At 65.6% G+C, this 22543-nt stretch carries 19 protein-coding genes; 12 read left to right on the top strand and 7 right to left on the bottom strand.

Translation table 11 applies throughout. The features are described from left to right. Positions 1 to 3 precede the first annotated feature (3 nt). Positions 4 to 1032 carry a glycosyltransferase family 2 protein gene (locus CXY73_RS11395; RefSeq protein ID WP_104177773.1) on the bottom strand — a complete coding sequence of 343 codons (1029 nt, stop codon included), beginning with the start codon at positions 1030 to 1032 and terminating at the stop codon, positions 4 to 6. Between the two features lie 170 nt (positions 1033 to 1202). Next, the gene (locus CXY73_RS11390; protein WP_104177772.1) at positions 1203 to 2828 is read right to left on the bottom strand and encodes a S1C family serine protease; all 1626 of its coding nucleotides are present in this window, start codon (positions 2826 to 2828) and stop codon (positions 1203 to 1205) included. A gap of 117 nt (positions 2829 to 2945) precedes the next feature. Here CXY73_RS11390 and CXY73_RS11385 point away from each other — a divergent pair, with 117 nt between their 5' ends. Then, the gene (locus tag CXY73_RS11385; protein ID WP_104177771.1) at positions 2946 to 4175 is read left to right on the top strand and encodes an aminotransferase class I/II-fold pyridoxal phosphate-dependent enzyme; all 1230 of its coding nucleotides are present in this window, start codon (positions 2946 to 2948) and stop codon (positions 4173 to 4175) included. Between the two features lie 183 nt (positions 4176 to 4358). Here CXY73_RS11385 and CXY73_RS11380 read toward each other — a convergent pair whose 3' ends face one another. After that, positions 4359 to 5462: an alkene reductase gene (locus CXY73_RS11380; RefSeq protein ID WP_369831239.1), complete on the bottom strand. Its 1104-nt coding sequence runs from the start codon at positions 5460 to 5462 to the stop codon at positions 4359 to 4361. Between the two features lie 308 nt (positions 5463 to 5770). Here CXY73_RS11380 and CXY73_RS11375 point away from each other — a divergent pair, with 308 nt between their 5' ends. Together CXY73_RS11375 and CXY73_RS11370 are read left to right on the top strand one after the other, a co-directional pair. After that, the gene (locus CXY73_RS11375) at positions 5771 to 6817 is read left to right on the top strand and encodes an alpha/beta fold hydrolase (RefSeq protein ID WP_158254109.1); all 1047 of its coding nucleotides are present in this window, start codon (positions 5771 to 5773) and stop codon (positions 6815 to 6817) included. Between the two features lie 154 nt (positions 6818 to 6971). Next, on the top strand, positions 6972 to 7364 hold the full coding sequence (locus CXY73_RS11370; protein WP_233198276.1) for an ATP-dependent DNA ligase: 393 nt from the start codon (positions 6972 to 6974) through the stop codon (positions 7362 to 7364). On the opposite strand, the gene CXY73_RS11365 is transcribed toward CXY73_RS11370, so the two are convergent. Next, positions 7351 to 8262 carry a carbon-nitrogen hydrolase family protein gene (locus tag CXY73_RS11365; protein WP_104177769.1) on the bottom strand — a complete coding sequence of 304 codons (912 nt, stop codon included), beginning with the start codon at positions 8260 to 8262 and terminating at the stop codon, positions 7351 to 7353. The two genes, CXY73_RS11370 and CXY73_RS11365, sit on opposite strands and share 14 nt — an antisense overlap. 116 nt (positions 8263 to 8378) lie before the next feature. Here CXY73_RS11365 and CXY73_RS11360 point away from each other — a divergent pair, with 116 nt between their 5' ends. The 9 genes from CXY73_RS11360 to CXY73_RS11320 all read left to right on the top strand — a co-directional run bounded on the left by CXY73_RS11360 (position 8379) and on the right by CXY73_RS11320 (position 19656). After that, positions 8379 to 9947 carry a glycosyltransferase family 39 protein gene (locus CXY73_RS11360; RefSeq protein WP_146071734.1) on the top strand — a complete coding sequence of 523 codons (1569 nt, stop codon included), beginning with the start codon at positions 8379 to 8381 and terminating at the stop codon, positions 9945 to 9947. A 4-nt stretch (positions 9948 to 9951) separates the two neighbouring features. Next, positions 9952 to 10719: a polyprenol monophosphomannose synthase gene (locus CXY73_RS11355; protein WP_104177767.1), complete on the top strand. Its 768-nt coding sequence runs from the start codon at positions 9952 to 9954 to the stop codon at positions 10717 to 10719. A 326-nt stretch (positions 10720 to 11045) separates the two neighbouring features. Then, entirely contained in the window at positions 11046 to 11705 is a 660-nt protein-coding gene (locus CXY73_RS11350; protein ID WP_233198280.1) for an NUDIX domain-containing protein, read from the top strand. A gap of 48 nt (positions 11706 to 11753) precedes the next feature. Beyond that, the gene (nadA, locus tag CXY73_RS11345) at positions 11754 to 13100 is read left to right on the top strand and encodes a quinolinate synthase NadA (protein ID WP_104177766.1); all 1347 of its coding nucleotides are present in this window, start codon (positions 11754 to 11756) and stop codon (positions 13098 to 13100) included. Between the two features lies 1 nt (position 13101). Beyond that, positions 13102 to 14817: an L-aspartate oxidase gene (gene nadB / locus CXY73_RS11340; RefSeq protein ID WP_104177765.1), complete on the top strand. Its 1716-nt coding sequence runs from the start codon at positions 13102 to 13104 to the stop codon at positions 14815 to 14817. Next, positions 14811 to 15689, top strand: coding sequence for a carboxylating nicotinate-nucleotide diphosphorylase (gene nadC / locus CXY73_RS11335; protein WP_104177764.1), 879 nt, complete (start codon positions 14811 to 14813; stop codon positions 15687 to 15689). The genes nadB and nadC overlap by 7 nt, the downstream gene beginning before the upstream one ends. A gap of 4 nt (positions 15690 to 15693) precedes the next feature. Continuing rightward, entirely contained in the window at positions 15694 to 16836 is a 1143-nt protein-coding gene (locus tag CXY73_RS11330; RefSeq protein WP_104177763.1) for a cysteine desulfurase family protein, read from the top strand. 159 nt (positions 16837 to 16995) lie between these two features. After that, positions 16996 to 18774 (top strand): HNH endonuclease signature motif containing protein, encoded by a 1779-nt coding sequence (locus CXY73_RS11325; RefSeq protein ID WP_104177762.1) that lies wholly within the window; start codon positions 16996 to 16998, stop codon positions 18772 to 18774. Between the two features lie 147 nt (positions 18775 to 18921). Further along, positions 18922 to 19656, top strand: a complete 735-nt coding sequence (locus CXY73_RS11320) for a GntR family transcriptional regulator (RefSeq protein ID WP_104135790.1) — start codon at positions 18922 to 18924, stop codon at positions 19654 to 19656. Positions 19657 to 19661: 5 nt separating this feature from the next. Here the strand turns inward: CXY73_RS11320 and CXY73_RS11315 are convergent, their stop codons facing one another. From CXY73_RS11315 to CXY73_RS11305, 3 genes are read right to left on the bottom strand one after another with little or no spacing between them, the layout of a single operon-like run. Further along, entirely contained in the window at positions 19662 to 20459 is a 798-nt protein-coding gene (locus tag CXY73_RS11315; protein WP_104177761.1) for an ATP-binding cassette domain-containing protein, read from the bottom strand. Continuing rightward, positions 20456 to 21496 (bottom strand): ABC transporter permease, encoded by a 1041-nt coding sequence (locus CXY73_RS11310; protein WP_104177760.1) that lies wholly within the window; start codon positions 21494 to 21496, stop codon positions 20456 to 20458. Before CXY73_RS11310 ends, CXY73_RS11315 begins: the two co-directional genes overlap by 4 nt. Beyond that, complete coding sequence (locus tag CXY73_RS11305; RefSeq protein ID WP_104135793.1) at positions 21493 to 22452, bottom strand: sugar ABC transporter substrate-binding protein; 960 nt, start codon at positions 22450 to 22452, stop codon at positions 21493 to 21495. The genes CXY73_RS11310 and CXY73_RS11305 overlap by 4 nt, the downstream gene beginning before the upstream one ends. Positions 22453 to 22543 lie beyond the last annotated feature (91 nt).

The following is a 22543-nucleotide window of genomic DNA, read 5'->3' as shown; positions in this document are numbered from 1 at the left end:
CGCTCACCTTCCCGTGTGTGCCGTGATGTTGCTGGTGAGCTTGAGGTACCCGAGGACGAAGCCGATTCCCCAGCAAAAGTGAATGCATGGCAAGACTATGAGAAAGTGCAGGCTCGCACGAAATCCGTCTGGTCGTGCCACCGCGAGAGTCGCGGCGACGACGATGAGCAGATACCCAGCCGGAACGATCAGGCCGAGGAGCAGCCACGGCGCTGAGCCGAGAGCCAGCTGCAGGAGCCCCCCGAGCCCGAGGAGCATCCCGAGAGTCACTCCGAGCACCATGATTGGCGGCACAAAATAACGGATGCCGTTGGCCGCTGGGTAGCGCCGAGCGAGTTCTCCGCGCCACAGCCCGGTCGACAACATCTGCCGCGCCAATTGGGCGAGGGTCGGCCGGGGCCGGTAGAGCACTCGGAGCTTTGGCGTGAACCAGACCAGGCCACCGGCCTCGCGCAGCCGCCGATTAAGGTCCCAGTCCTGGCCGCGCTTCACACCCTCGTCGAAGAGGCCGACGTTGAGGATGCTCTGGGTGCGAAAACAGCCCAGATAGACCGTTTCGGCGGCCCCTTCCGCTCCACCCACGTGGTGCGGTGTCCCGCCCAGGCCGATCCGGGTGCCGTAGGCGCGGGCCACGGCCCGTTCAAAGGCGCTGATCCCGCGAGCATCCATGATGCCGCCGACATTGTCGGCGCCGGTGCGTTCGAGCGTCTCAACCGCGACACGGGCGTACTCGGGGGGCAACACCGAGTGCGCGTCCACGCGAATGACGACCGCATATTGGGAGGAGCCAATGGCAGTGTTCAGGCCGGCCGGAGTCGACCCCACCTCGTTGGCCACGACACGAATGCGTGAGTCAACGGAGGCCATTTCTTCGACCAGTTCGGTCGTTCCGTCGATGCTCGGTCCGAGCGCCAGGGTGACCTCGAACGGTCCCTGGTAGTCCTGGCCCAGCAGGCTCTCGACTGCGGCTCGCACGTGTGTCGCCTCGTTCAGCACGGGCATCACGTACGAGACCCCGGGCAGAAATCTCATACTACCTTGGTGCACCTGGCTGGCCGGCTTTCCGCTAATGGGGTAGGACGATCGAGCCTACCAGCCCGGCAATTCGCCACGCGCCGGTGCCGAACGCGTAAATTGCGCCGCCGGCTTACCGGCGGCGCAATTTACGGGAAGGTGTGAGAAGCGGTAGGAAGGAGCGGGGCTCAGCTGGTGAGCTCGCCGACCGTGACGGAGATGGTGAACGACTTTCCATCCCGCACATAGGTCAGGTCAGCGGTTCCACCAGCAGGGAGCACCCGCACCTGAGCGGTGAGGTCGATCGCGTCGGTGATCGGTACACCGTTGAAGTTGGTAACCACGTCGCCCTCGGTCAGGCCGGCCTTCTCGGCGGCACCACCGGGGCTGGCTTCGACGATGACGGCACCCACCGTGTTGCTGGTCGAGCTCGACGCGTCTCTGACGCTCGCACCGAGCAGGCCGTGCGTGGCCGTTCCATTGGCGATGATCTCATCGGAGATGCGCTGGGCGAAGTTCGACGGGATCGAGAATCCCACGCCGATGCTTCCGGTCGCTGACGACGCGGTCGTGCTGCCAGCGCTGGCAATGGCCACGTTGATGCCGATCAGCTCACCGGCGTCATTCAGCAGGGCGCCACCGGAGTTGCCGGGGTTGATGGCGGCATCCGTTTGGATCACGGGAAGGGAGATACTCGCGGTGGCGCTCTGGGAACCCGGCGACTGTTCGCCGTTCTGGTCGGGGAAATCGAAGAAGAACGGGTTCTGGCTGTCTCCCTCATCGGGCACCGTCTGGTCGGGCGAGGTCGGTGCGGCCGAGCTTGCGACCGTGATGCTGCGGTTGAGCGCGCTGACGATGCCGTCGGTAACCGTGCCGGAGAGCCCCAGTGGGGCACCGATGGCGATGGCGCTGTCGCCGACGTTGAGCTCGGAGGAGTCGCCCCAGGTGATTGGGGTCAGTCCGCTGGCATCGGTCAGTTTGATGACGGCGAGGTCGGAGATGGGGTCGGTGCCAACGAGCGTGGCGGTGTACAGCTTGCCATCATTGCTCTTGACCTCGATCGTGACGTCCGAGGCTGCCCCGTCGAGGGTGACGACGTGGGTGTTGGTGAGAACGTACCCGTCTTCGGTGAGGATGACCCCTGAACCGGTACCTCCCGAGGAGCCGTTGGCGACATCAATGGTTACGACGCTCGGCGAGGCCTTCGCGGCGACGGCGGTGATCTGATTGACGCTCGTGGAGTCATTGACGACGACATTGTTCGGGCCGGAGGCTTCGCTGACCCGGACGCCGTTGTTCTGGTTGCTCATCATGAGAGCGGTGATGCCGGCGCCCGACGATCCGCCGACCAGGGCGCCAATAGCGAGGGCGGCGATCAGTGCGACGCTGCCCTTGCGGCGACCGGATTCCTTGGTCTTGCCGGCTGGGAACGGCTGCCCGGGGTAGGAATCCGTGGGATAGGAATTCGCAGTGGCGTAGTCCTGCGAAGCGGCGCTTGGAGCGTGGGCCGCGGGAGACGCGGCGGCGGTCGGCGCAGGGCGACCGAAGGCATCCGTCGGGTGAGCGGAGGTCTGATTCGTGACGGGCTCAGCTGAAACGGACGCTGCCGGCTGGGTCGGTGCGTAAACGACCGGCACTGCGGGCTCGGAATTCGCCGGTGTGGTGGTCGGGGCCGAGGGGGCGGCCGGCGCTTCGGTGGGTAGCACCGGCGGTGCAGTGGGCGCAGTGGCCTCTCCGGACTCATTCACGGCAAAGGCTGCTGCATCATCAGCCGGGTCGGGGTTGGTGCCAGAATCTTTATTGTTGTCGGTCATCGGGTGCTCCTTCCAAGCGTTGCCAGCTTTGCGCCCGAACCTGAACGTTCGGTCTGTACGGCCTGAGAGCATTCAATGATCGAGCCGAGACCTTGCCGAGGCGATAGTTTGGAGCGTATGCAGGACTCTTTCCACACAGAACATACCCCGATCGTCTCGGGTGCCTGGCGACGCACAGCCCGCGGGGCCGGGCTCCTCACCGAGGACGGCAGCGTCGCTGCGAGTATTTTCGCCGAGATGAGCGCGCTCGCCGCGCGTACCGGTGCCATCAACCTCGGGCAGGGCTTTCCGGATGAAGACGGACCGGCCGAGGTTCTCGAGGCCGCCCGCCAGGCGATCAGCGACGGGATGAACCAGTATCCGCCTGGACGCGGCCAGCCGACCCTCCTCGACGCGATTGCCAGACACCAACAGCGTTTCTACGGACTAACCCTCGACCCTGGCAGTGAAATTCTGGTCACGGCCGGCGCGACCGAAGCGCTCGCGGCGACCATTCTGGCCCTGATCGAACCGGGCGACGAGGTCGTCACCTTCGAGCCGTTCTACGATGCCTACGGTGGACTGATCGGCCTGGGTGGAGGCATCCACCGAACGGTGCCGCTACGCGCTCCCGACTTTCAGCCCGACCTCGACGCTCTGCGCACCGCTGTGACCGACCGCACCCGATTGATCATCGTGAACGATCCGCACAACCCGACCGGGGCGGTTTTTCCCCGGGAGACGCTCGAGCTCATCGTGCAGCTTGCACACCAGCACGACGCGTTGATCGTCACAGATGAGGTCTACGAACACCTCACTTTCGGGGTGCCGCACATTCCGATCGCGACGCTGCCGGGGGCGTGGGAGCGCACGGTCACCATTTCATCCGGGGGCAAGACGTTCAGCCTGACCGGCTGGAAGGTAGGGTGGCTGAGTGCGCCCGCCGCGATCGTGACCGCCATTCTCGCGGTCAAACAGTTTCTCACCTTCGTGAACGCGGCGCCGTTTCAGCCGGCCATCGCGGTAGGGCTCGACCTGCCGGACTCGTATTTTTCGGGTAGCGCCGCCGAGATGAAGGGCAAGCGCGATGTTCTGGCCACGGGGCTTCGTGCGGCCGGATTCGCCATCAGCGTGCCGCAGGGCTCGTATTTCATCGTGGCGGACGCGACACCGCTCGGTTTCACCGACGGTGCCGACTTCTGCCGCCGACTCCCCGAGCTGGCCGGGGTTGTCGCGGTGCCGATTGCGGCGTTTTGCTCCCCCGCGCACCGGGCCGAATATGCGCCGCTCGTGCGGTTCGCTTACTGCAAGAAGGTCGGCCTGCTCGAGCGAGCATCCGCGCAACTCGCGGCGCTGTCTCGGCGGTAAAACCCCGCTGTCAAGGGGACCAAGGGGCTTCGCAACCAATTCCGGTGCATAACTCCTGCAATTTCTGCGGCAGCGCGTTCTCGCCCGCGAAATGACGCGGAACTTTCGCCGACAGCCTAAGAATTGCAGGAGTTACGCACCCGACCCGAGCAAGAGTGGAGTTTAGAAGCCAGGGCCGGGTAGTTAGGAAGCTAAAGCGGGGTAGTCGGTGTAGCCGCGGGCGCCGTCGGCGTAGTAGGTGAGCGGGTTGGGCTCGTTCACGGGCAGGTCCTCCTGCCAGCGCCGCAGCAGGTCGGGGTTGGCGATGGCCGCGCGACCCACCACGACGGCATCCGCGACGTCGTCACGAACCAGGGCGAGGGCTTCGTCGCGCGAGGTGATCACGCCGAATCCGCTGTTCACCAGAAGGTTGCCACCGAAACGCGCCCGCAGGTGTTGCACGAACTCCCCGGCCGGGTCGGCGTGCAGCACGCTCAGGTACGCCAGGCCCAGCGGGGCGATCCCGCCGAGGAGGGCACCGTAGGTGGCCGCGACGTCATCGGCATCCGTTTCGAGGGCATCTTGAATGTTGTGCTCGGGCGAGATGCGCAGGCCCACCTTGCCGGCGCCGATCACCGCGGCAACCGCCGTGACGACGTCGATGACGAAACGGGCGCGATTCTCGGGTGACCCGCCGAAGGCGTCGTCGCGCACGTTGGAGGTCGGCGAGAGGAATTCGTGCAGCAGGTAGCCGTTCGCGCCGTGCACCTCGACGCCGTCGAATCCGGCCGCGATGGCATTCTTCGCCCCGCGCACAAACTCGGCGATGATGCCGGGAAGTTCGTCTATGGTCAGCGCGTGCGGCACCGGAAAGTCCTGCTTGCCGTCATAGGTGCGGGTACTACCGGTGATGGCGATCGCGCTCGGAGCCACGACCGGGTATCCGCCGTTCGTGGCTTCGTGTGTGACCCGACCGGCGTGCATGACCTGGGCGACGATGCGTCCGCCGGCGGCGTGCACGGAGTCGGTCACGGCCTGCCAACCGGCGAGTTGCTCCGGCTCGACCAGGCCGGGCTGGCCCGGAAAACCCTGACCGGCGTGGCTCGGGTAGGTGCCCTCGCTCACGATCAAGCCGAGAGTGGCTCGCTGCGTATAGTGCAGGGCCACCAGCTCACCGGGGACCCCAGACTGTCCAGAACGGATGCGAGTCAGCGGTGCCATCACGAGGCGGTTGGGCAGCTGAAGGTCGCCGAGGGCCAGCGGGGAAAAGAGGTTCACGGGTACTTCTTTCTGAAAATAACGAGTCAGCCGGTCAGTCAGATCGACGGGTTCTGGGAGGACGGGGCGAGCGGTCGTCGCTTTTCGTCCGTAGGCGGTAACGGACGCGGCGTACTCGATATTCCGGCCTGTCAATTGGCTCAACGCGTTCGCTTCCTGCGCGTTGTGTTTCGTGCCCCGTATTTGTCACGGCTGGGAGCAATCCGGCGCGGTTCCGGCACCGAACTATCCATATGAGCATCTTGATGACCCGACCAACGAGCAGAAGCCTCTCCGTCGCGACCGGCCTTGATACTCCGGCGCCGCGGCCGAAGCCAGGCCCGCGCCCGGCGCAACCCGTGCAGGAACCATCCTGTGAGCCCGACTCCCAGCCCCGACCGGCACCCCCGGCACCCCCGGCAACCGTGCTCGGTTATAACCCCTTCGCGCTCGACCCGGCTGCCCACCATTTCGGGCTGACGACCAGTTCAATGCGCCTGCGCGGCGGCACAGTCGTGGTGCGCCATGGTCGCCGCACCGCAAGCCAGACCGCGACCATTCTGCTGCACGGCGCTGCCGGATCCTGGACGACCTGGACGCCCCTGCTGCAGGCGGCCCACGCGACCGAGCGTGATCTGCCCGACCTGATCCTTCCCGACCTGCCCGGGTGGGGCGACTCGCCGCTTCCCGCGGATGAAGTGAACCTGACCGTCGAGTCGATGGCCGAGACAGTCGCCGAAATCGCGCGCGCCCTCGGCTACGAGCGCTGGAACGTCGTGGGTCATTCCATGGGAGGAATCATCGCGTTGCAGCTGGCGGCGAGCGAGACGCGGGCGACAGCATCCGTCGGTCTGGTCTCCGCCACGTCGTTTTCTATCATTGACAGCGTGCGTCACCCAATTCGCCACTTCTTCGTGTTGCCAGCGTTCACCGCGCTGCTGCTGACGATGCGGATGCTGCGGCTCGGCGGCGGGGTTAGTCGTGGCCTGATCAAGGCCCTGGCTCGCCTGAACCTGCTGCGCGGCCTCGTTGCACCGCTATTTCGACACCCAGGAATCATTGACTCGACCGTGGTCGCCGCGCTCGGAGCCGAGGTGCGTCCGGCCGGGTTCGTGCTCGCCACTGACCGCGCCGGAGCCTACGACGCAACACGGCGCTGGGCTCAGATCGTGTGCCCGGTGCGCGCCGTGCACGGTGACGACGACGTGTTCGTCACGGCCGCCGATGACGCGAAATTGTGCGAGGTCGTGCCCCAGTGCGTGATCAGTACGATTGCGAGGTCCGGGCACTTCGGTCAGATCGAACGCCCACTCGAAGTACTGCTCCGGCTCGAATTCACCGCTCCGCCGCCGATGGAGCAGGCGCTCGGTGCAGATCAATGTGACAAGGCGTTGGGCACTTGCTGAATTGCTTGTGTTTGTCCCCTGAACGGAGGACAGTGGTCGGGAGTACCCGGTTCCACGCTAAAGTGCAGGCTTTGCTTTCAATCGTTCCGGCTCCAGTGTTTCAACACCCTCTGCTTCTCGCTGGGGGCAGCACGACCGACCGAAGGTAGCACTCATGGGTTCGCTCACGTATGACCGTGTCGTCGTGGAATTCGAAGACCGAATGTTGGCGCATCTGCAACTCGTGATCGTTCAGAAACTGCGCCACGATGAGAGCTTTCTGCTGTCTTGGCGCGATGCCACCGTGGTCGGCGACGGGCGCAGTGCGGCGTGGCTGCACCCGGCAATTCCGCTCTATTTCAAGTTCGCCGGCGGCCACGCTCCGACCATCAATCCGAACTGGGTGGCGCAGCTCACGCGTGCGGCGAACAGCTGCCAGGGGCTTGTCGTAACCGCCGAAGAGAGTGCGGTCGTCAACGCCAACCAGGCACCTAGGGTCGAACCGGCCATCGGCATTCGGGCGGCCGCCCAGACCCATACGACCAAGGCGACCGTCAGCGAACGGTAGCCGGGTCAGCGCCGTCAGAATCAGCGCCGTCAGAATCAGGGCCGTAAGAATCAGGGCCGTAAGAATCAGGGCGCGGCACGACGGCGAACCGGCGCAGCGCCAGGGCCGGGTTGATCGCGCGCACCGCTTCAACGCGCGCCGGTTCCAGGAAGGCGATGGCGACATCCGCTGCCTCACCGAGACTGATCAACGCGACGCCCATCGGATCGATGATCATGCTCATGCCAACGCCGATCGGCGGCGTGTGATCGGCCGCGGCCACAAACACTGTGTTCTCGAGCGCCCGAGCAGTCAGTAATGTGCGCCAGTGGTGTTCCTTGAGGGGGCCGCGCACCCACTCGGCCGGCACCAGCACCAGGGTTGCGCCGGCATCGACGAGGCGACGGGTTACTTCGGGAAAACGGATGTCATAACAGGTCTGCAGGCCCACCCGCAGGCTGCCGACTTCGAACGTTTCGGGAACGTCCATGTCACCCGGCAGCACCCAGTCGGATTCGCGGTCGCCGAAGGCGTCGTAGAGGTGCAGCTTGCGATAGCTCGCGACGAGGCGGCCGGTCGGATCGACGGCGACCAGGGTGTTCGAAAACCGGGCCGGGTCCTCCGTCGTCTCGAGCATGCCGCCCACAATGTGGATGCCCAATTCGGCTGCGAGCGCGGCGAGCGCCGTCACGAACAGGCCATCGAGCGGCTCCGCGGCGGCGACGAACGCCGGGCCGAGTTTGGGCTCGAAGAAGGCCGAGTACTCCGGGAACACCACCAGGTGGGCACCGCGTCGGGCGGCTGTCGTGGCCAGCTGGCAAATCACGGCCCGGTTCTGCGCTTTATCGGGCCCCGGCGCGAACTGGGCGATGGCAACGCCCACCGCGGCTGGTTGGTCTCGCTGCGCTTCTGGGCTCATGGCAAAAGCCTAGCTGGCAGCCGATGACGACGTCGTGCGGCAAAGGGATTGGGCTTTGCGACAAGTTCGGGGGGGTTCGGTAGTTACCGGTAACAATTATTGGGTAAATTGACCGAGTGACCTTCGTTACAGCGATTCATTCCGTTGCTCCTCGACCGATGCACCGACCCGATTACACCGTCAGATCAACCGGATGGTCGGCTCTGCTCGTGGGACTCGTCGGCTTTATCGTGTCGGTCGCTTGGTCCTGGCATCCGTCGTATTGGGGCGATGAAGCGGCCAGTGTGATGTCGGGCGAGCGGTCGCTGCCCTCACTGTTCGCCATGCTCGGCAACATCGATGCGGTGCACGGCGCTTACTACTTGTTTCTGCACGGCTGGATCGACCTGTTTGGTGCCTCCGAGTTCTCCACCCGGCTGCCGAGCGCGATCGCGATCGGGTCTGCCGCTGCTGGCACGGTCGTTCTGGCCGAAAAATTCACATCGCGCCCGGCGGCGATCGGCGCCGGCCTGATCTTCGCCGTGCTGCCCCGGGTGACCTATATGGGGTCAGAGGCGCGATCGACGGCGATCGCGACGGCCATCGGCGTGTGGCTGACCGTGCTGCTCGTGCACGCGGTGCGCAGCCGCAGCGCGAGTCGCCGCCGACAAACCGCCCTGTGGGGTGGCTACGCCGTGCTGCTCGCGGTCGGATTGTACGTCTTTCTGTACCTGGCCCTGCTGCTTCCGGTACATGCCGTCGCAGTCGTGGCGCTGGCTCACCGGCATCCGCTTCGCCGACCCACTGCCCGACTGTGGTGGAGCCTGGCCGTCTGGCTGGGGGCGAGCCTCCTCGGGCTATTGCTGGCCCTGCCCATTCTGCTCGCGGGCTCAGCCCAGCGGGAGCAGATCGCGTTCATCGGCCGCCGACCGCGGGTCACCGTCTCCGAAGCTGCGGTCATGCAGTGGTTCGACACCGTTCCGGTCGCGATCATGGCCTGGGCGCTCATTGTCGTGGCCGTCATGGCAGTATTTTTTCGGCGCCGCGGCACGCATTATCAGGCCGGTCTGCCCAGCCGCGGTGCGCTGAGTATTTTCCTGGCCTGGATGCTGCTGCCGAGCGGTATCCTCTTGCTCGGCAACGAGTTAGTCACCCCGATGTACTCGACGCGCTACCTGTCGATCTGCGCTCCGGCGGTGGGCGTCGTGATCGCCGTGGGGGTTGCTGCCCTGGCCAATAATTGGCTGCGCGCCGCAAGCGTTGCCCTGCTCGTGGCCACCATCGTGCCCGCCTACGCCGTGCAACGCGGTGACTTCGGCAAGAACGAGGGCAGCGACTGGCGTCAGGCGGCAGCCGTGCTGGCAACCGAGGCCCTGCCCGGCGACGGCATCATCTTCGACCAGAGCGTTCGCCCGTCGCGCGTTCCGCGCCTGGCGATGCACCTCTACCCCGAGGCGTTCGCCGGCCTGCACGACGTGACGCTGACTCGTGCCTACAGCGACACGGCTTGGCTCTGGGACGAAGTAGCTCCGCTGACCGACGCGCTTCCGGCCCTGGCGAACCTCAACACGGTCTGGCTGCTGCAATACTCGGGGAGTGCGGAATGGCGAAATGAAACGGATGTCCGCACGCTGCAATTGCAAGGATTCCGCGTCGACGAGACGACGCTGGTCAACCGCACCATCATTATTGAAATGACGAGGTAAGCCAGTGCCCCAGAACTTCGCAGTTATCACGCTGGTCATCATTCCTACCTACAACGAGGCCGAGAACGTGGCCAGCATTGTTGAACGCGTACGCTCTAGCGTTCCCGAGGCGCACATTTTGGTCGTCGATGATGCCTCCCCCGACGGTACAGGCAGCCTCGCCGATCAGATTGCCGCGGCGGATTCGGCCGTACACGTTCTACATCGCACCGCCAAGACCGGCCTTGGCGCCGCCTACCTCGAGGGCTTCGGCTGGGCTCTCGGCCACGGCTATACCCAGCTTGTGCAGCTCGACGCCGACGGATCCCACCAGCCGGAGCAACTCGCCAGCCTGCTGACCGCGGCCGAAACGGCCGACGTCGTGCTGGGATCACGCTGGGTGCCGGGTGGGGCCATCGAGAATTGGCCCTGGCATCGACGGGCGCTCTTCCGCGGCGGGTCCTTCTACTCCCGGATGCTGCTGCGGCTGCCTCAGCGCGACGCCACCGGCGGCTACCGGGTGTATTCGGCCCGCGCCCTGTCACGCATGGACCTCTCCAGCGTCGACAGCCTCGGCTACTGCTTTCAGATCGAGATGCTGCTGCACGCCGTGCGCGCCGACCTGCGCGTCGTCGAAGTGCCGATCACCTTCGTCGAGCGGGTGCGCGGGTCGTCGAAGATGAGCCCGCGCATCGCGATCGAGGCGATGGCCCGGGTGACTCTCTGGAGCGTGACGGGCATGGGCATCAGCCGGGCCGGCGCGCGCGCAGCTGCCGCAACCCGCGGAGCCTGACTCCTCTGGCCTGACTCCTCTGGCTTGGGTTGCGATTCTACAACCCGATTGATCCGAGATCAGCGTTTCCCGCACGAAGTTCGACTTACGGGCGACCGCCTATGGATGAATTGCGCCAACCGAAGAACGACGGGGTTTCGTCACCTTCGGGTGTTTGAGTCAGTTTGACTATATGATGGGTGCAGCAGTTAGAGTCAAATCGACCTTTACGACTGGATCCCGTGCTGGAGCATTCCGTACAGACCCCCCTGAGCGCCCTACAGAGCCCGCTCGTCGTCGAAGGCGTCCCGGCGAGCACTGCGGGAGCGAGCGCTGCGGGTTCAAGTCTGGCCGTGTCGACCGTGATCTTCGCCCTGCGCCCCGACGACGAGTCCGGACTCAAGACCCTGTGGCTACCCCTCGTTCGGCGCACCCGCGACCCACACCGCGATCTTTGGGCGCTGCCCGGTGGGTGGCTGCCCGCAGACGAAGAACTCGCCGCCGCCGCCGCCCGCACCCTGCGCGAGACCACGGAGCTGTCCCCGCGCTACCTCGAGCAGCTCTATACCTTCGGACGTCTCAACCGCTCCCCCGGGCTGCGCGTGGTCTCCGTCGTGTACTGGGCGCTGGTGCGCTCGGAGGTGGCGGAACGGGCATCCGTTGGTGAAAACGTGCGGTGGTTCGCTGCCGATTCGCTGCCCCCGCTCGCCTTCGACCACAACAGCGTGGTCGAATACGCGCTCTGGCGACTGCGCACCAAGGTCGAATACGCGCGAATCGCACACGCCTTTCTCGGTGACACGTTCACCCTCGCCCAGCTGCGGGAGGTACACGAGGCCGTGCTGCACAAGGCGCTCGACCCGGCCAATTTTCGGCGGTCGATCGAGGCGAGCGGCACTCTGATCAGCACCGATCAGCACGTGGCCGGGGCCCGGCATCGACCGGCGCGGCTCTACCGCTATGACGATCGTGCCAACGAGCACGACCCACCGCTGCCGCTGCTCTGACCCAGGTTTCTCACTTCTCACTCTCATTATCTTGCAAGGAGCACGACCATGACTATTCCCTCGGTCGAGACCACCATTCGTCTCATCGGCACCGGCAAAGCCGCCGGCAGCACGTGCAGCCCTGATCTGGCGACAGATCCGTGGGAGTTCGACACCGGCACCCCCGGTTATGGCCCCGGATCGTCGATGGGTGACGTCATTCCGGCCGGCTCTCCCCGCCAGGGTGCACTGCCCGAGCGGTACCGCACCGCCTCACCGGAGGAACTCAGCGCGCGCATCGTCGAGGCCAAGAACGTGCTCGGCGACTCGGTGGTCATTCTCGGTCACTTCTACCAGCGCGATGAGGTGCTGCGGCACGCCGATTTCGTCGGCGACAGCTTTCAGCTCGCCCAGGCTACCCAGAGCCGCCCCGACGCCGCCGCGATCGTGTTCTGTGGCGTGCACTTCATGGCAGAAACCGCCGACCTGCTCTCCGGGCCCGATCAGGCCGTGATCCTGCCGAACCTGGCCGCCGGCTGCTCGATGGCCGACATGGCCGACATCGACTCGGTCACTGAGTGTTGGGAGCAGCTCGAGGTCCTCTACGGCACCGAAGCGGATGCCTCCGGCCGGGTTCCGGTGATTCCGGTCACCTACATGAATTCCTCCGCCGCGCTCAAGGGCTTCTGCGGCGAGCACGGCGGCATTGTCTGCACCTCGTCGAACGCGCAGACCGTGCTCGAGTGGGCCTTCGAACGCGGCCAGCGCGTCTTGTTCTTCCCCGACCAGCACCTCGGCCGCAACACTGCCAAGGCGATGGGGGTGCCACTCGATGCGATGCCGATGTGGAACCCGACCAGGCCGCTCGGCGGCAACACGGCCGAGCAACTCGACACCGCCCGCGTCGTGCTCTGGCACGGTTTCTGCAGCGTGCACCGCCGCTTCACCGTGCCGCAGATCGACGCCGCCCGCGCCGAGCACCCCGGTGTGCAGATCATCGTGCACCCGGAATGCCCGATGGCGGTCGTCGACGCCGCTGACTCGGCCGGATCCACCGACTTCATCACTAAAACCATCGCCGCTGCCCCGGCCGGTACGACCTTCGCCATCGGCACCGAGATCAACCTCGTAAACCGGCTAGCCGCCCAGCACCCAGAGCATGAGATCTTCTGCCTCGACCCGGTGATCTGCCCCTGCTCCACCATGTACCGCATCCACGCCGGCTACCTGGCTTGGGTGCTCGAAGCGCTCATCGGTGGCGGCGAACAACCGGGCCAGATGCTCAACCAGATCACAGTGTCGGCCGATATCGCCGAACACGCTCGCGTCGCCCTTGAGCGGATGCTGGCGGCCCGGCCGCCGGCATCCTTTGCTCCAGAATCCACCGTGCCGACGGCCCTCCTGGCCGGCGTCTGACATGGCGTCGATTCTCGTCATCGGCAGCGGCCTCGGCGGCTTACTCGCGGCCGTGCGGGCAGCGGATGCCGGCCACCGCGTCGTGCTCGTCACGAAGTCGGTGCTGCCGGAGAGCAACACCCGTTATGCGCAGGGCGGCATTGCCGCCGCCCTGTTTCGCGACGACTCGGTCGACGCCCACGTACTCGACACCCTGCGCGCCGGCGCCGGCCTGTGCGACCCGGCGGCCGTGCGCGTGCTCTGTGAGGAGGGTCCGGCACGGGTGCGCGACCTCATTCGCTTCGGCGTGGACTTCGACCGGGATGAATCCGGCGTGGCCCGCGGCCTCGAAGCCGCCCACTCCCGTTCCCGGGTCGTGCACGCCGGCGGCGACGCCACCGGTGCCGCGGTCGAAGCAGCGCTCGTGGCGACCGTGCGGCGCCGCGCTGCGATCGAGGTGCGGGAGCACACCATGCTCGTCGACCTGATACTTGACCGGGGCGACGTGGTCGGCGCTCGGGTGCTCGGCCCAGACGGCGTGCAGCTTTCGCTGACCGCTGACGCCCTGATCCTGGCCACCGGCGGCGCCGGCGCGCTGTACACGCACACCACCAATCCCTCGGTCGCAACCGGGGACGGGGTGGCGGCGGCGTGGCGAGCGGGGGCATCCGTTACCGATCTGGAATTTTATCAATTTCACCCGACCGCCCTCGCCGTGCCCGGAACGCCGCTGGTGTCGGAGGCGGTGCGCGGCGAAGGCGCCGTGCTGCGCGATCAGCTCGGCGGTCGTTTTATGCACGGCGAGCACCCCGACGCCGAACTCGCGCCGCGCGACGTCGTCGCCCGGGCCATCGCGCGCCAAATGGAGCGGCAGGGCGGCACTCCGGTGCTGCTCGACGCCACCGCGCTCGGACGCACATTGCTCGAAACCCGATTTCCCACCATCACAACGGCCTGCCGGGGAGCGGGTCTGGACTGGGCCGTCGATCCGCTTCCGGTGGCCCCGGCCGCGCATTATTGGATGGGCGGCGTCGAAACGGATGCCTGGGGTCGAACCAGCCTGCCCGGGCTCTTCGCCGTCGGCGAGGTTGCCCGCACCGGAGCGCACGGCGCCAACCGGCTCGCCTCAAACTCCCTGCTCGAGGCGGCAGTGTTCGCCGACCGAGCCGTGCGCGCCCTCGGCGAGCCTTGGCGGATGAGCACGACCGTGACGCCGCTGGCCGTACACTCCCCCGCCGGGGCTACCCAGGTCGACCCTGCCAACGCTACCCAACCAGCATATTTACTCCATTTGCGAGTCCAGGGCGTTGACGCCGTCGGTGACGCAACCCGACCTGCGAAAACAAACCATCCACGAGTCGAGCTGGTCGAGACCGCCAGAACATCACCGTCAACCGATCTCGGCACGCTGGTCAACCGCCAAACCCTGCAGCAACTCCTCTGGGACTCCGCCGGAGTGCACCGCTCCGGCGTCGGCCTCACTGCAGCAGCAGCAGCCCTCGCCGAATGGACGGCCTCCGACGCTACCAGCAGCTCCGTCGCCGCCCTCGAAGACCGCAACCTGCTCGACCTGGCGCGCCTGCTCGTGACCGCCGCCCTGGCCCGCGAAGAGTCGCGCGGCGCACACTACCGCTCGGACTTCACCGACACCCGGCCCGAACTGGCCCGCTCAGTGTCACACGTACGACGCTCGCAATCCCGCACTCTCATTCCGGCCAAGGAGGCCATCGCATGCTGACCACTCACTCCATCGACGTTGTCGTGCAGGCCGCCCTCGACGAGGATGCGCCCTGGGGTGACCTCACCTCGACCGTGCTCATCCCCGAGGACGCCGTCGCGACGGCCAGGCTCGAGGCCCGCGAACCCGGCGTGTTCAGCGGCGGCGCCGTCTTCACCGCCGCCTTTCGCCTGACCGACCCCCGCATCGAGGTTCGCCAGTTCGTCAAAGACGGCGATCGGTTCGAACCCGGCGCCACGCTCGCCGAGGTGGCCGGCCCGGCCCGCGGCATCCTGCAGGCGGAGCGCATCGGTCTGAACTTCGTGCAGCGGATGAGCGGAATCGCCACCCTGACCGCCCGGTACGTCACCGAGACGGCCGGCACCAAGGCCCGCATCGTCGACACCCGTAAGACCACGCCAGGGCTGCGCGCCCTCGAGCGCCAGGCCGTGCGCGACGGCGGCGGCCACAACCACCGGTTCAGCCTCTCCGACACGGTGATGGCCAAGGACAACCACCTCGCCATCCTCGCGGCCGGCCCGCTCGGACTGACCGAGGCGCTGCGCGCGGCGCGCGCGAAGCTCTCGCACACCACCCACTTCGAGGTGGAGGTCGACCGCCTCGACCAGATCGACGACGTGCTCGCGGCCGGCATCGACACGATTATGCTCGACAATTTCAGCCCGGAGGACTTGCTTACAGGCGTGCAGCAGATCGCCGGCCGGGCCATCGTCGAGGCCAGCGGCGGAGTCTCGCTCGACACGGTACGCGACATCGCGGCATGCGGCGTCGACGTCATCTCGGTCGGTGCTCTCACCCACAGCGTGAACTCGCTAGACCTCGGACTCGACATTGCCATTCGAGTCAGCGCGCCGGCCGGATTCGCGCTCTGAGCCCATGATTTACCTGGACAATGCTGCGACGACCCCGGTGCGCAGTGAAGCGCTTATGGCCATGTGGCCGCACCTCACGAGCGACTTCGGCAACCCGTCGAGCCATCACCAGGTCGGCGAAGCGGCCGCTGCCGCGCTGCTGGAGGCGCGCCGCAGCGTCGCCCGGTTCCTTGGCTGCCGCCCCGGCGAAGTGACGTTCACCAGCGGCGGTACCGAAAGCGACAACCTCGCCATCAAGGGAGTCTCCCTCGGCGCCCCGCGCGGCCGCCACATCGTCACCACTCCGATCGAGCACGAGGCCGTGCTCGACTCCTGCGACTATTTGCGCCGACTGCACGGTTTCGAGATCACCCTGCTGCCAGTGGATGCTGCCGGCCGCGTCGACCCCGCTGGCCTCGCCCGCGCGCTCCGCGCCGACACCACCCTGGTCTCGGTGCACTACGCCAACAACGAGGTCGGCACCGTGCAGCCCATTGCGGACCTCGCTCACGTTGCCCGTGACGCTGGCGTACCATTTCACACCGACGCGGTACAGGCCGGTGGCTGGCTCGACCTGAACGTGACGACACTCGGCGTGGACGCGCTGAGCCTGTCCGGCCATAAACTCGGCGCTCCCCCCGGCATCGGAGCGGTTTTTCTGCGCGGCCGCCTCGTGATCGAACCGCTGCTGCACGGTGGCGGCCAGGAGCGCGGCAAACGCAGTGGCACCGAGAACGTCGCCGGAGCGCTAGCCCTGGCGGTGGCGCTGCGCCTGGCCAGCGACGAACGCGCTCTCGCCGCCCAGCGCACCAGCGCCCTCCGCGACGAGTTCATCGCCACGGTGCTGCGCGTGACGCCGTCGGCCCGGCTCACCGGGCACCCAACCGAACGACTGCCGGGCACTGCGTCCTTCGTCTTTCCCGGCACGAGCGGTGAGGCGGTGTTGCTGGAGCTCGAAGCGCGCGGCATCGTCTGTTCGAGTGGGTCCGCCTGCGCGGCCGGAAGCAGCGAGCCGTCGCACGTGCTCACCGCCATGGGCCTGTCGAATGACCTGGCGTTGACCGCGGTGCGGTTCACGCTGGGTGCTGGCACATCGGCGGCGGAGGCGGCCGAGGCGGCGGCATCCGTTGGTGAAGCAGTCGCCGCGGTGGCAAGCCTCGGCGTCTAGGCCGCCCACTAGTGTCCTGACGGGCCACGCGAAACAGCCATTGCTCAGCGCAAAGCGGTCTCGAAAACGCTTTTCTGAGCCGAACGTGACTTCGTACGAAAATCTAAATGTATCTGAGAATCTCTCGACTTTGAGTGGTGGTTTTGATACTATGGAGGCATGAGCCAGCATGGCGATATTCCCCAGCAGGGCCTCGTCGATCCTTTCTTCGCAGCTTACGGCGCGTGGCCGGTAACAGCCAGGGACAGCCTCGATTTCGCGGCGTTTCAGGCCCAGTACGACGCCGACTGGCGGGCCGAAGTGGCGGCTGGAGCCGGACAATACGGCGAGCTCATTGCGCCTGAATGCTTCATTACGGAGGTCGTCGCTCCCGATGCCGGTGTTTCCGAGTTCGCCGACTGCCCGACGATTCCAGCCGGTCTTGACCTGAACGAGGTGTTTCGGGCGGTGTTGCCGACGCATGTGTTCGACGAGGACGTGCGCGAGGAGTTCCTTTACGCCGAGTACCTCCGCACCGAGGGCACCACCGGCGAGCCCGAGGCCGACCCGATTGACCCTGGTGACCCTGGTGACCCTGGTGACAGTGACACCGCCGACGGTAGCCCGGCGGAGCAGTTGAGTCCGTTTCAGCGTCGGCAGGCGCAGTTCGTGGACCGTGTCCTCTACCTCGAGAAAGTCATCTCGTGGGCGCAAGCCAGTAAGGCGGAGGTTCTCACTGAGGCGTGGGATTACACCACCAACACCGCCGAGACCGGCCGGCCCCAGGCCGGGCCGCAACACGAGCACGACTGGGACGCCACCTTTGCCGCCCAGCAAGGACTCGTCGCAGAAATGGCGTGCGCGCTGCGTATCCCCGCCGGTACCGCCTCCGGCCTCCTCCACGAGAGCCGCGTGCTGGTGGAGTCTCGCCCGCAGACCCTGGATGCGCTTCGCAGCGGGAAAATCTCCCTGCGCCACGTGCGGCGGGTCCTCGAACAGCTCGACTCCGTGCCCCGGGCTGCCCGGGCCGAAATGGAGGCACTGCTGCTGCCGCACGCCCATAAACTCACCGCGTCCCAGTTCGACGGCAGGGCCCGCAAACTGCGCGAACGGTTCCACCCCGACAGCATCACCGTTCGCCGTGCCAAGTGTCTGGCCGACCGCAACGTCGCGTTCTACCCGGATAAGGACGGCATGGCCACGCTCTGGTTGCGTGCGGCTGGAGAAGACCTTGAAGGTATCTATACCCGGGTTACCGATGCTGCCATCAGCTTGCAGGGCACGGGCGAACCTCGCACCCTCAGCCAGCTGCGAACAGATGTCGCCATCGACCTACTGGAGTGCGGCGTCACCAGCACCGGCCTCGGCGCCGGACTCACCGCCAATGTCAACGTCACCGTCCCCGTCCTCACCCTCATGGGCACGAGCGACGAACCCGCCGAACTCGAAGGCTACGGCCCCATCGACCCGGAGACCGCCCGCCGCCTCGCCGGGACCGCCACGAGTTTCCTGCGCATCCTCACCCACCCGCACACCGGCATCGTCCTCGACGTCAGCACAGAACCGTTCCGGGTGCCCATCGCGCTGAAAAAATACCTACGATTACGCGATGGAACCTGCCGGTTCCCCGGCTGCAACCGCTCTGCCGGCCACAGCGACCTCGACCACACCGTGGATAAACAATTCGGCGGCCCCACCACCGCCACCAACCTGCACTTCCTCTCTCCCGCCCACCACAACCTGAAGCACTTCTCCGACTGGAAGCCCATCGCTGACCCCGACGGCACCCTCCACTGGACCAGCCCCGCTGGCAAGCACTACGCCACCGACCCCGCCGCCCGCATCAGCCCCCACCTTGAACAAACCAGCTCACCCGCACCAACCACGCCCGCCGAACCACTAAGCGATCCATGGAACTACGTCTGGAATACCGACGATCCCAACCCGCGGCCGTTCTAGCGTCGTGCGCCCTTCCTTCGATCGTTAAGTGGTTGTCTGATACCTGACGATCGACAGCATGACCTGATATTGTCATGACAATTGGCCAAACCGATTGGCTTGTCAGTGAGGTATCAGTTGAGCGCGAAGGAAGAAAATACCCTCCCGATGGGAATGTTCATGGATCTGAACCGGTCGGGCCCGATTCCGCTGTATTTTCAAGTCTCCCAGCGCATCGAGAAGGCCATTCTCAGCGGCGAGCTGCCGGCCGGATCACGCCTGGAGAACGAGGTCGCCCTCGGCCAACGGCTGGGCCTCAGCCGTCCAACCGTGCGCCGCGCCATCCAGGAAATCGTCGACAAGGGTCTACTGGTACGCCGCCGCGGCATCGGCACCCAGGTCGTGCACGGCCAGGTGACGCGCAAGGTCGAACTGACCAGCCTCTACGACGACCTCACCAACACGCATAAGGTGCCCTCGACGCATCTTCTCGCGCTCGAAACCCGGACAGCAGATGCGAAAACGGCCGAGCGTCTCGGCGTGGCCGAGGGCAGTCCTACCCTGTACATTCGGCGCGTTCGCCTGGCCGATGCCGTACCCGTCGCCGTGATGGAGAACTGGCTTCCCGAGGAGTTCATAGGCATCGAGCCCAATGATCTCGTCGCGCACGGCCTCTATCAGGTGCTGCGCTCGCGCGGAGTGACGATGCGCGTCGCCCGCCAGCACATCGGAGCCCGCAAGTCCACCAACGAAGAGTCCATGCTGCTGGAGATTGAGAAGAACGCTGCGCTCCTCACGATGGACCGTACGGCGTTTGACAACTCGGGTCGCGCGGTCGAGTTCGGCCAGCATTGCTACCGCCCCGACCTGTACTCCTTCGAAGTGACGCTGGTCGAGAAATAGCACGGCTAGGGGCGAGCGAGCTCGTGCGCTAGCGCGTCGAGTTCTGCTCCGCCAGCCATGAGCTTGGTCATCTCCTCGATAGTGATCTCGCTCTTCTTGAAATCGCCAAGGCTGGTTCCGCGCTTGAGCAGCAGAAATCGGTCGCCGACGGGATACGCGTGGTGCGGGTTATGCGTGATGAACACCACGCCCAGACCGCGATCCCGAGCCTGCGCGATGTACTTGAGCACCATACCGGCCTGCTTGACGCCCAGGGCTGAGGTCGGCTCGTCGAGAATGACGACCTTGGCGCCGAAGTACACGGCTCGCGCGATGGCCACCGACTGGCGTTCACCACCCGACAAAGTTCCAATCGGCTGGTCGACATCCCGCAGGTCGATGCCCATCTTGGCAAGCTCTTCCCTGGTGATCCGGCGCATGCCCTTGACGTCCAAATGGCTGAAAGGACCAATCCCACGAGTCACCTCCGACCCCAGAAAGAAGTTGCGCCAGACCGGCATCAGCGGAACCACGGCGAGATCCTGGTAGACCGTCGCGATCCCCAAATCCAGGGCCTCACGCGGGCTGCCGAAGGTGCGCTCGACCCCGTAGGCGAGAAGCTTCCCCTGGGTGTGCGCGTGTGCTCCGGACAGAATTTTGATGAGCGTCGACTTGCCGGCACCGTTATCCCCCAGCACGCAGAGGACTTCACCGACCCCGACCGAGGCCGACACACCCTGCAGCGCCAAAATGGAGCCGTAGGTTTTTCCGATGTCTCGAACTTCAAGAATGGGCAGGGCAGCGGATACCTCTGCGTGCGTCATGAGCGAACTCCTGCCTGGCGGCGAACATAAAGGTTGACCAGCACGGCGAGCAGCAGCATCCCACCGAGGAAGGCCTTGAGCCAGTTGTTATCCCACTGGGCGAACACGATGCCCTGCAGGGTCATGCCGTAGATGAGGGCGCCGAGCGCCGCACCGATGGCCGAACCGTAGCCGCCGGTCAGCAGGCATCCGCCGACCACCGCGCAGATGATATAGATGAACTCCTGGCCGATGCCGGTGGTGGCCTGAACGGTCGATACATCGAAGAGCTGCAGCATTCCGACCAGCCAGCCGGCACCGGCCGTGGTCATGAACAGGCCCATTTTGACCTTCATCACCGGCACGCCGACCTGGCGGGAGCTGGTGATCTGTCCACCGACCGCGAAGATCCAGTTTCCCGACCGGGTACGCAGCAGAATCCAGGTGGCGAGAGCGGTAATAGCGAGCCACCAGACGATGGAGATCTTCACGTCCATGCCGAACAGGCTAAACGAGGAGCCAAAGAACACTGTGACGGCGTCGAAGCCGGGCACTGCGCCCATACCCTGAATCGACACGGTGCCGGTGATGATCTTCGTGACGGCGAGGTTCACCCCCTGCAGAATGAAGAACGTGGCGAGCGTCACGATGAAGCTCGGCAGACCCGTCTTCATCACCACGAAAGCGTTTGCCGCACCGATGGCCAGGGCAATCGCCAAGGCAATTACGAGGGCGAGCCAGATATTGACGCCCCACTCGGTCGTGACGATTCCAACGATCAGTCCCGTCGTACCGACCATGGCACCGGCGGAGAGGTCGAACTCTCCGCCGATCATGAGCAGGGCCACCGCGACGGCCATGATGCCGAACAGGGATGCGGAGTAGAGCCAGGTGGCTACGCCCGCCGGCGTCAGAAACGCCTGCGTCGAGACCGAAAAGAACATGAAAATGGCAAGGGCGGCAACCGCTGCGCCGACCTCGGGTCGGCGCAGCAGCGTTTGGATCAGACCGGCGGGCTTGATCCGTTCATGGGTCACCGCGGGTGCGGTGAGTGTCATCGCGTTCCATTCTTCGCGAACTTCGCGACCTGATCTGCGTTGTCCTTCGTGACGAAGCCCGGGCCGGAATAGACCGGCAGACCGCCGCCGACAACGTCGCCGTTGCGCGCCTGCAGGGTGAGGAAGGCCACGGGGAGATAGCCCTGGGAGTATGGCTGCTGATCAACGGCAAATAAGATCTTGCCGTCGAGGATGAGCTGGGTAACGTCGGAGGATACATCGAAGGTCGCCAATTGGGCCGTGCTGGCAGCTTCTTCGATGGCCTGGCTGGCCGCGACGGCGATGCCCGGGTTCAGGGTGAGCACGCCATCAATGGACGAGTCGGCCAGAAGGCTGCTCTTAATCGTGTTCTGGGCGTCCGCGATGTTCGCGACGTCGACCTGAACGTTGCTGACCGTGCCGCCGAGGGTGTCAGCTGCTCCGTCGCAGCGTTCTTCCAGTCCGGTGTTGCCGGCTTCATGGATGATGCAGATGACGTTGCTGACGCCGGCTACGGCGAGCTGCTCGCCTGCGCCCTGGCCGGCGATGAACTCACTCTGACCGATGTGAGTCTGAGCACCGAATTCCTTGGACTGGTCGAGGCCGGAGTTGATGGTGATTACCGGAATTCCGGCGGCGACCGCCTTTTCAACCGCATTCTGGACACCGTCAGGGTTGGCCATCGAAACGATAAGGCCGTCCGGATTCGTGGCGATGGCTGCGTCGATCAGCTGGCTCTGCTTCACCGGGTCGCCATCGCCCTGGTACGTGACAGTCACCCCGAGGTCGGTGCCGGCCTGCTCGGCGCCGCTTTTGACCACGTCCCAAAAGGTATCCCCCGGGGAGCCGTGGGTGACCAGGGCGATGACAATCTCAGCGGATGCGGCGGTCATCGTGTCTCCTGAGGTGGCCGTGCATCCAGCCAGAGCCAGGGGAACGACGATGAATGCGGCGAGCCAATTTCTGTTCTTCTTCATATCTGCAACCTTCGTTGCATTTATTCTCGCCTGTCGATCATGAAATCGACGCACTCAATCCAAATCACAACCTCCGGTCCGATACTTTCTC

The organism is Cryobacterium sp. Y50 (assembly GCF_002929805.1).
Lineage (GTDB): Bacteria > Actinomycetota > Actinomycetes > Actinomycetales > Microbacteriaceae > Cryobacterium.
The sequence above is the reverse complement of the archived record's forward strand: the minus strand, read 5'-3'. Positions and strand labels throughout refer to the sequence as shown.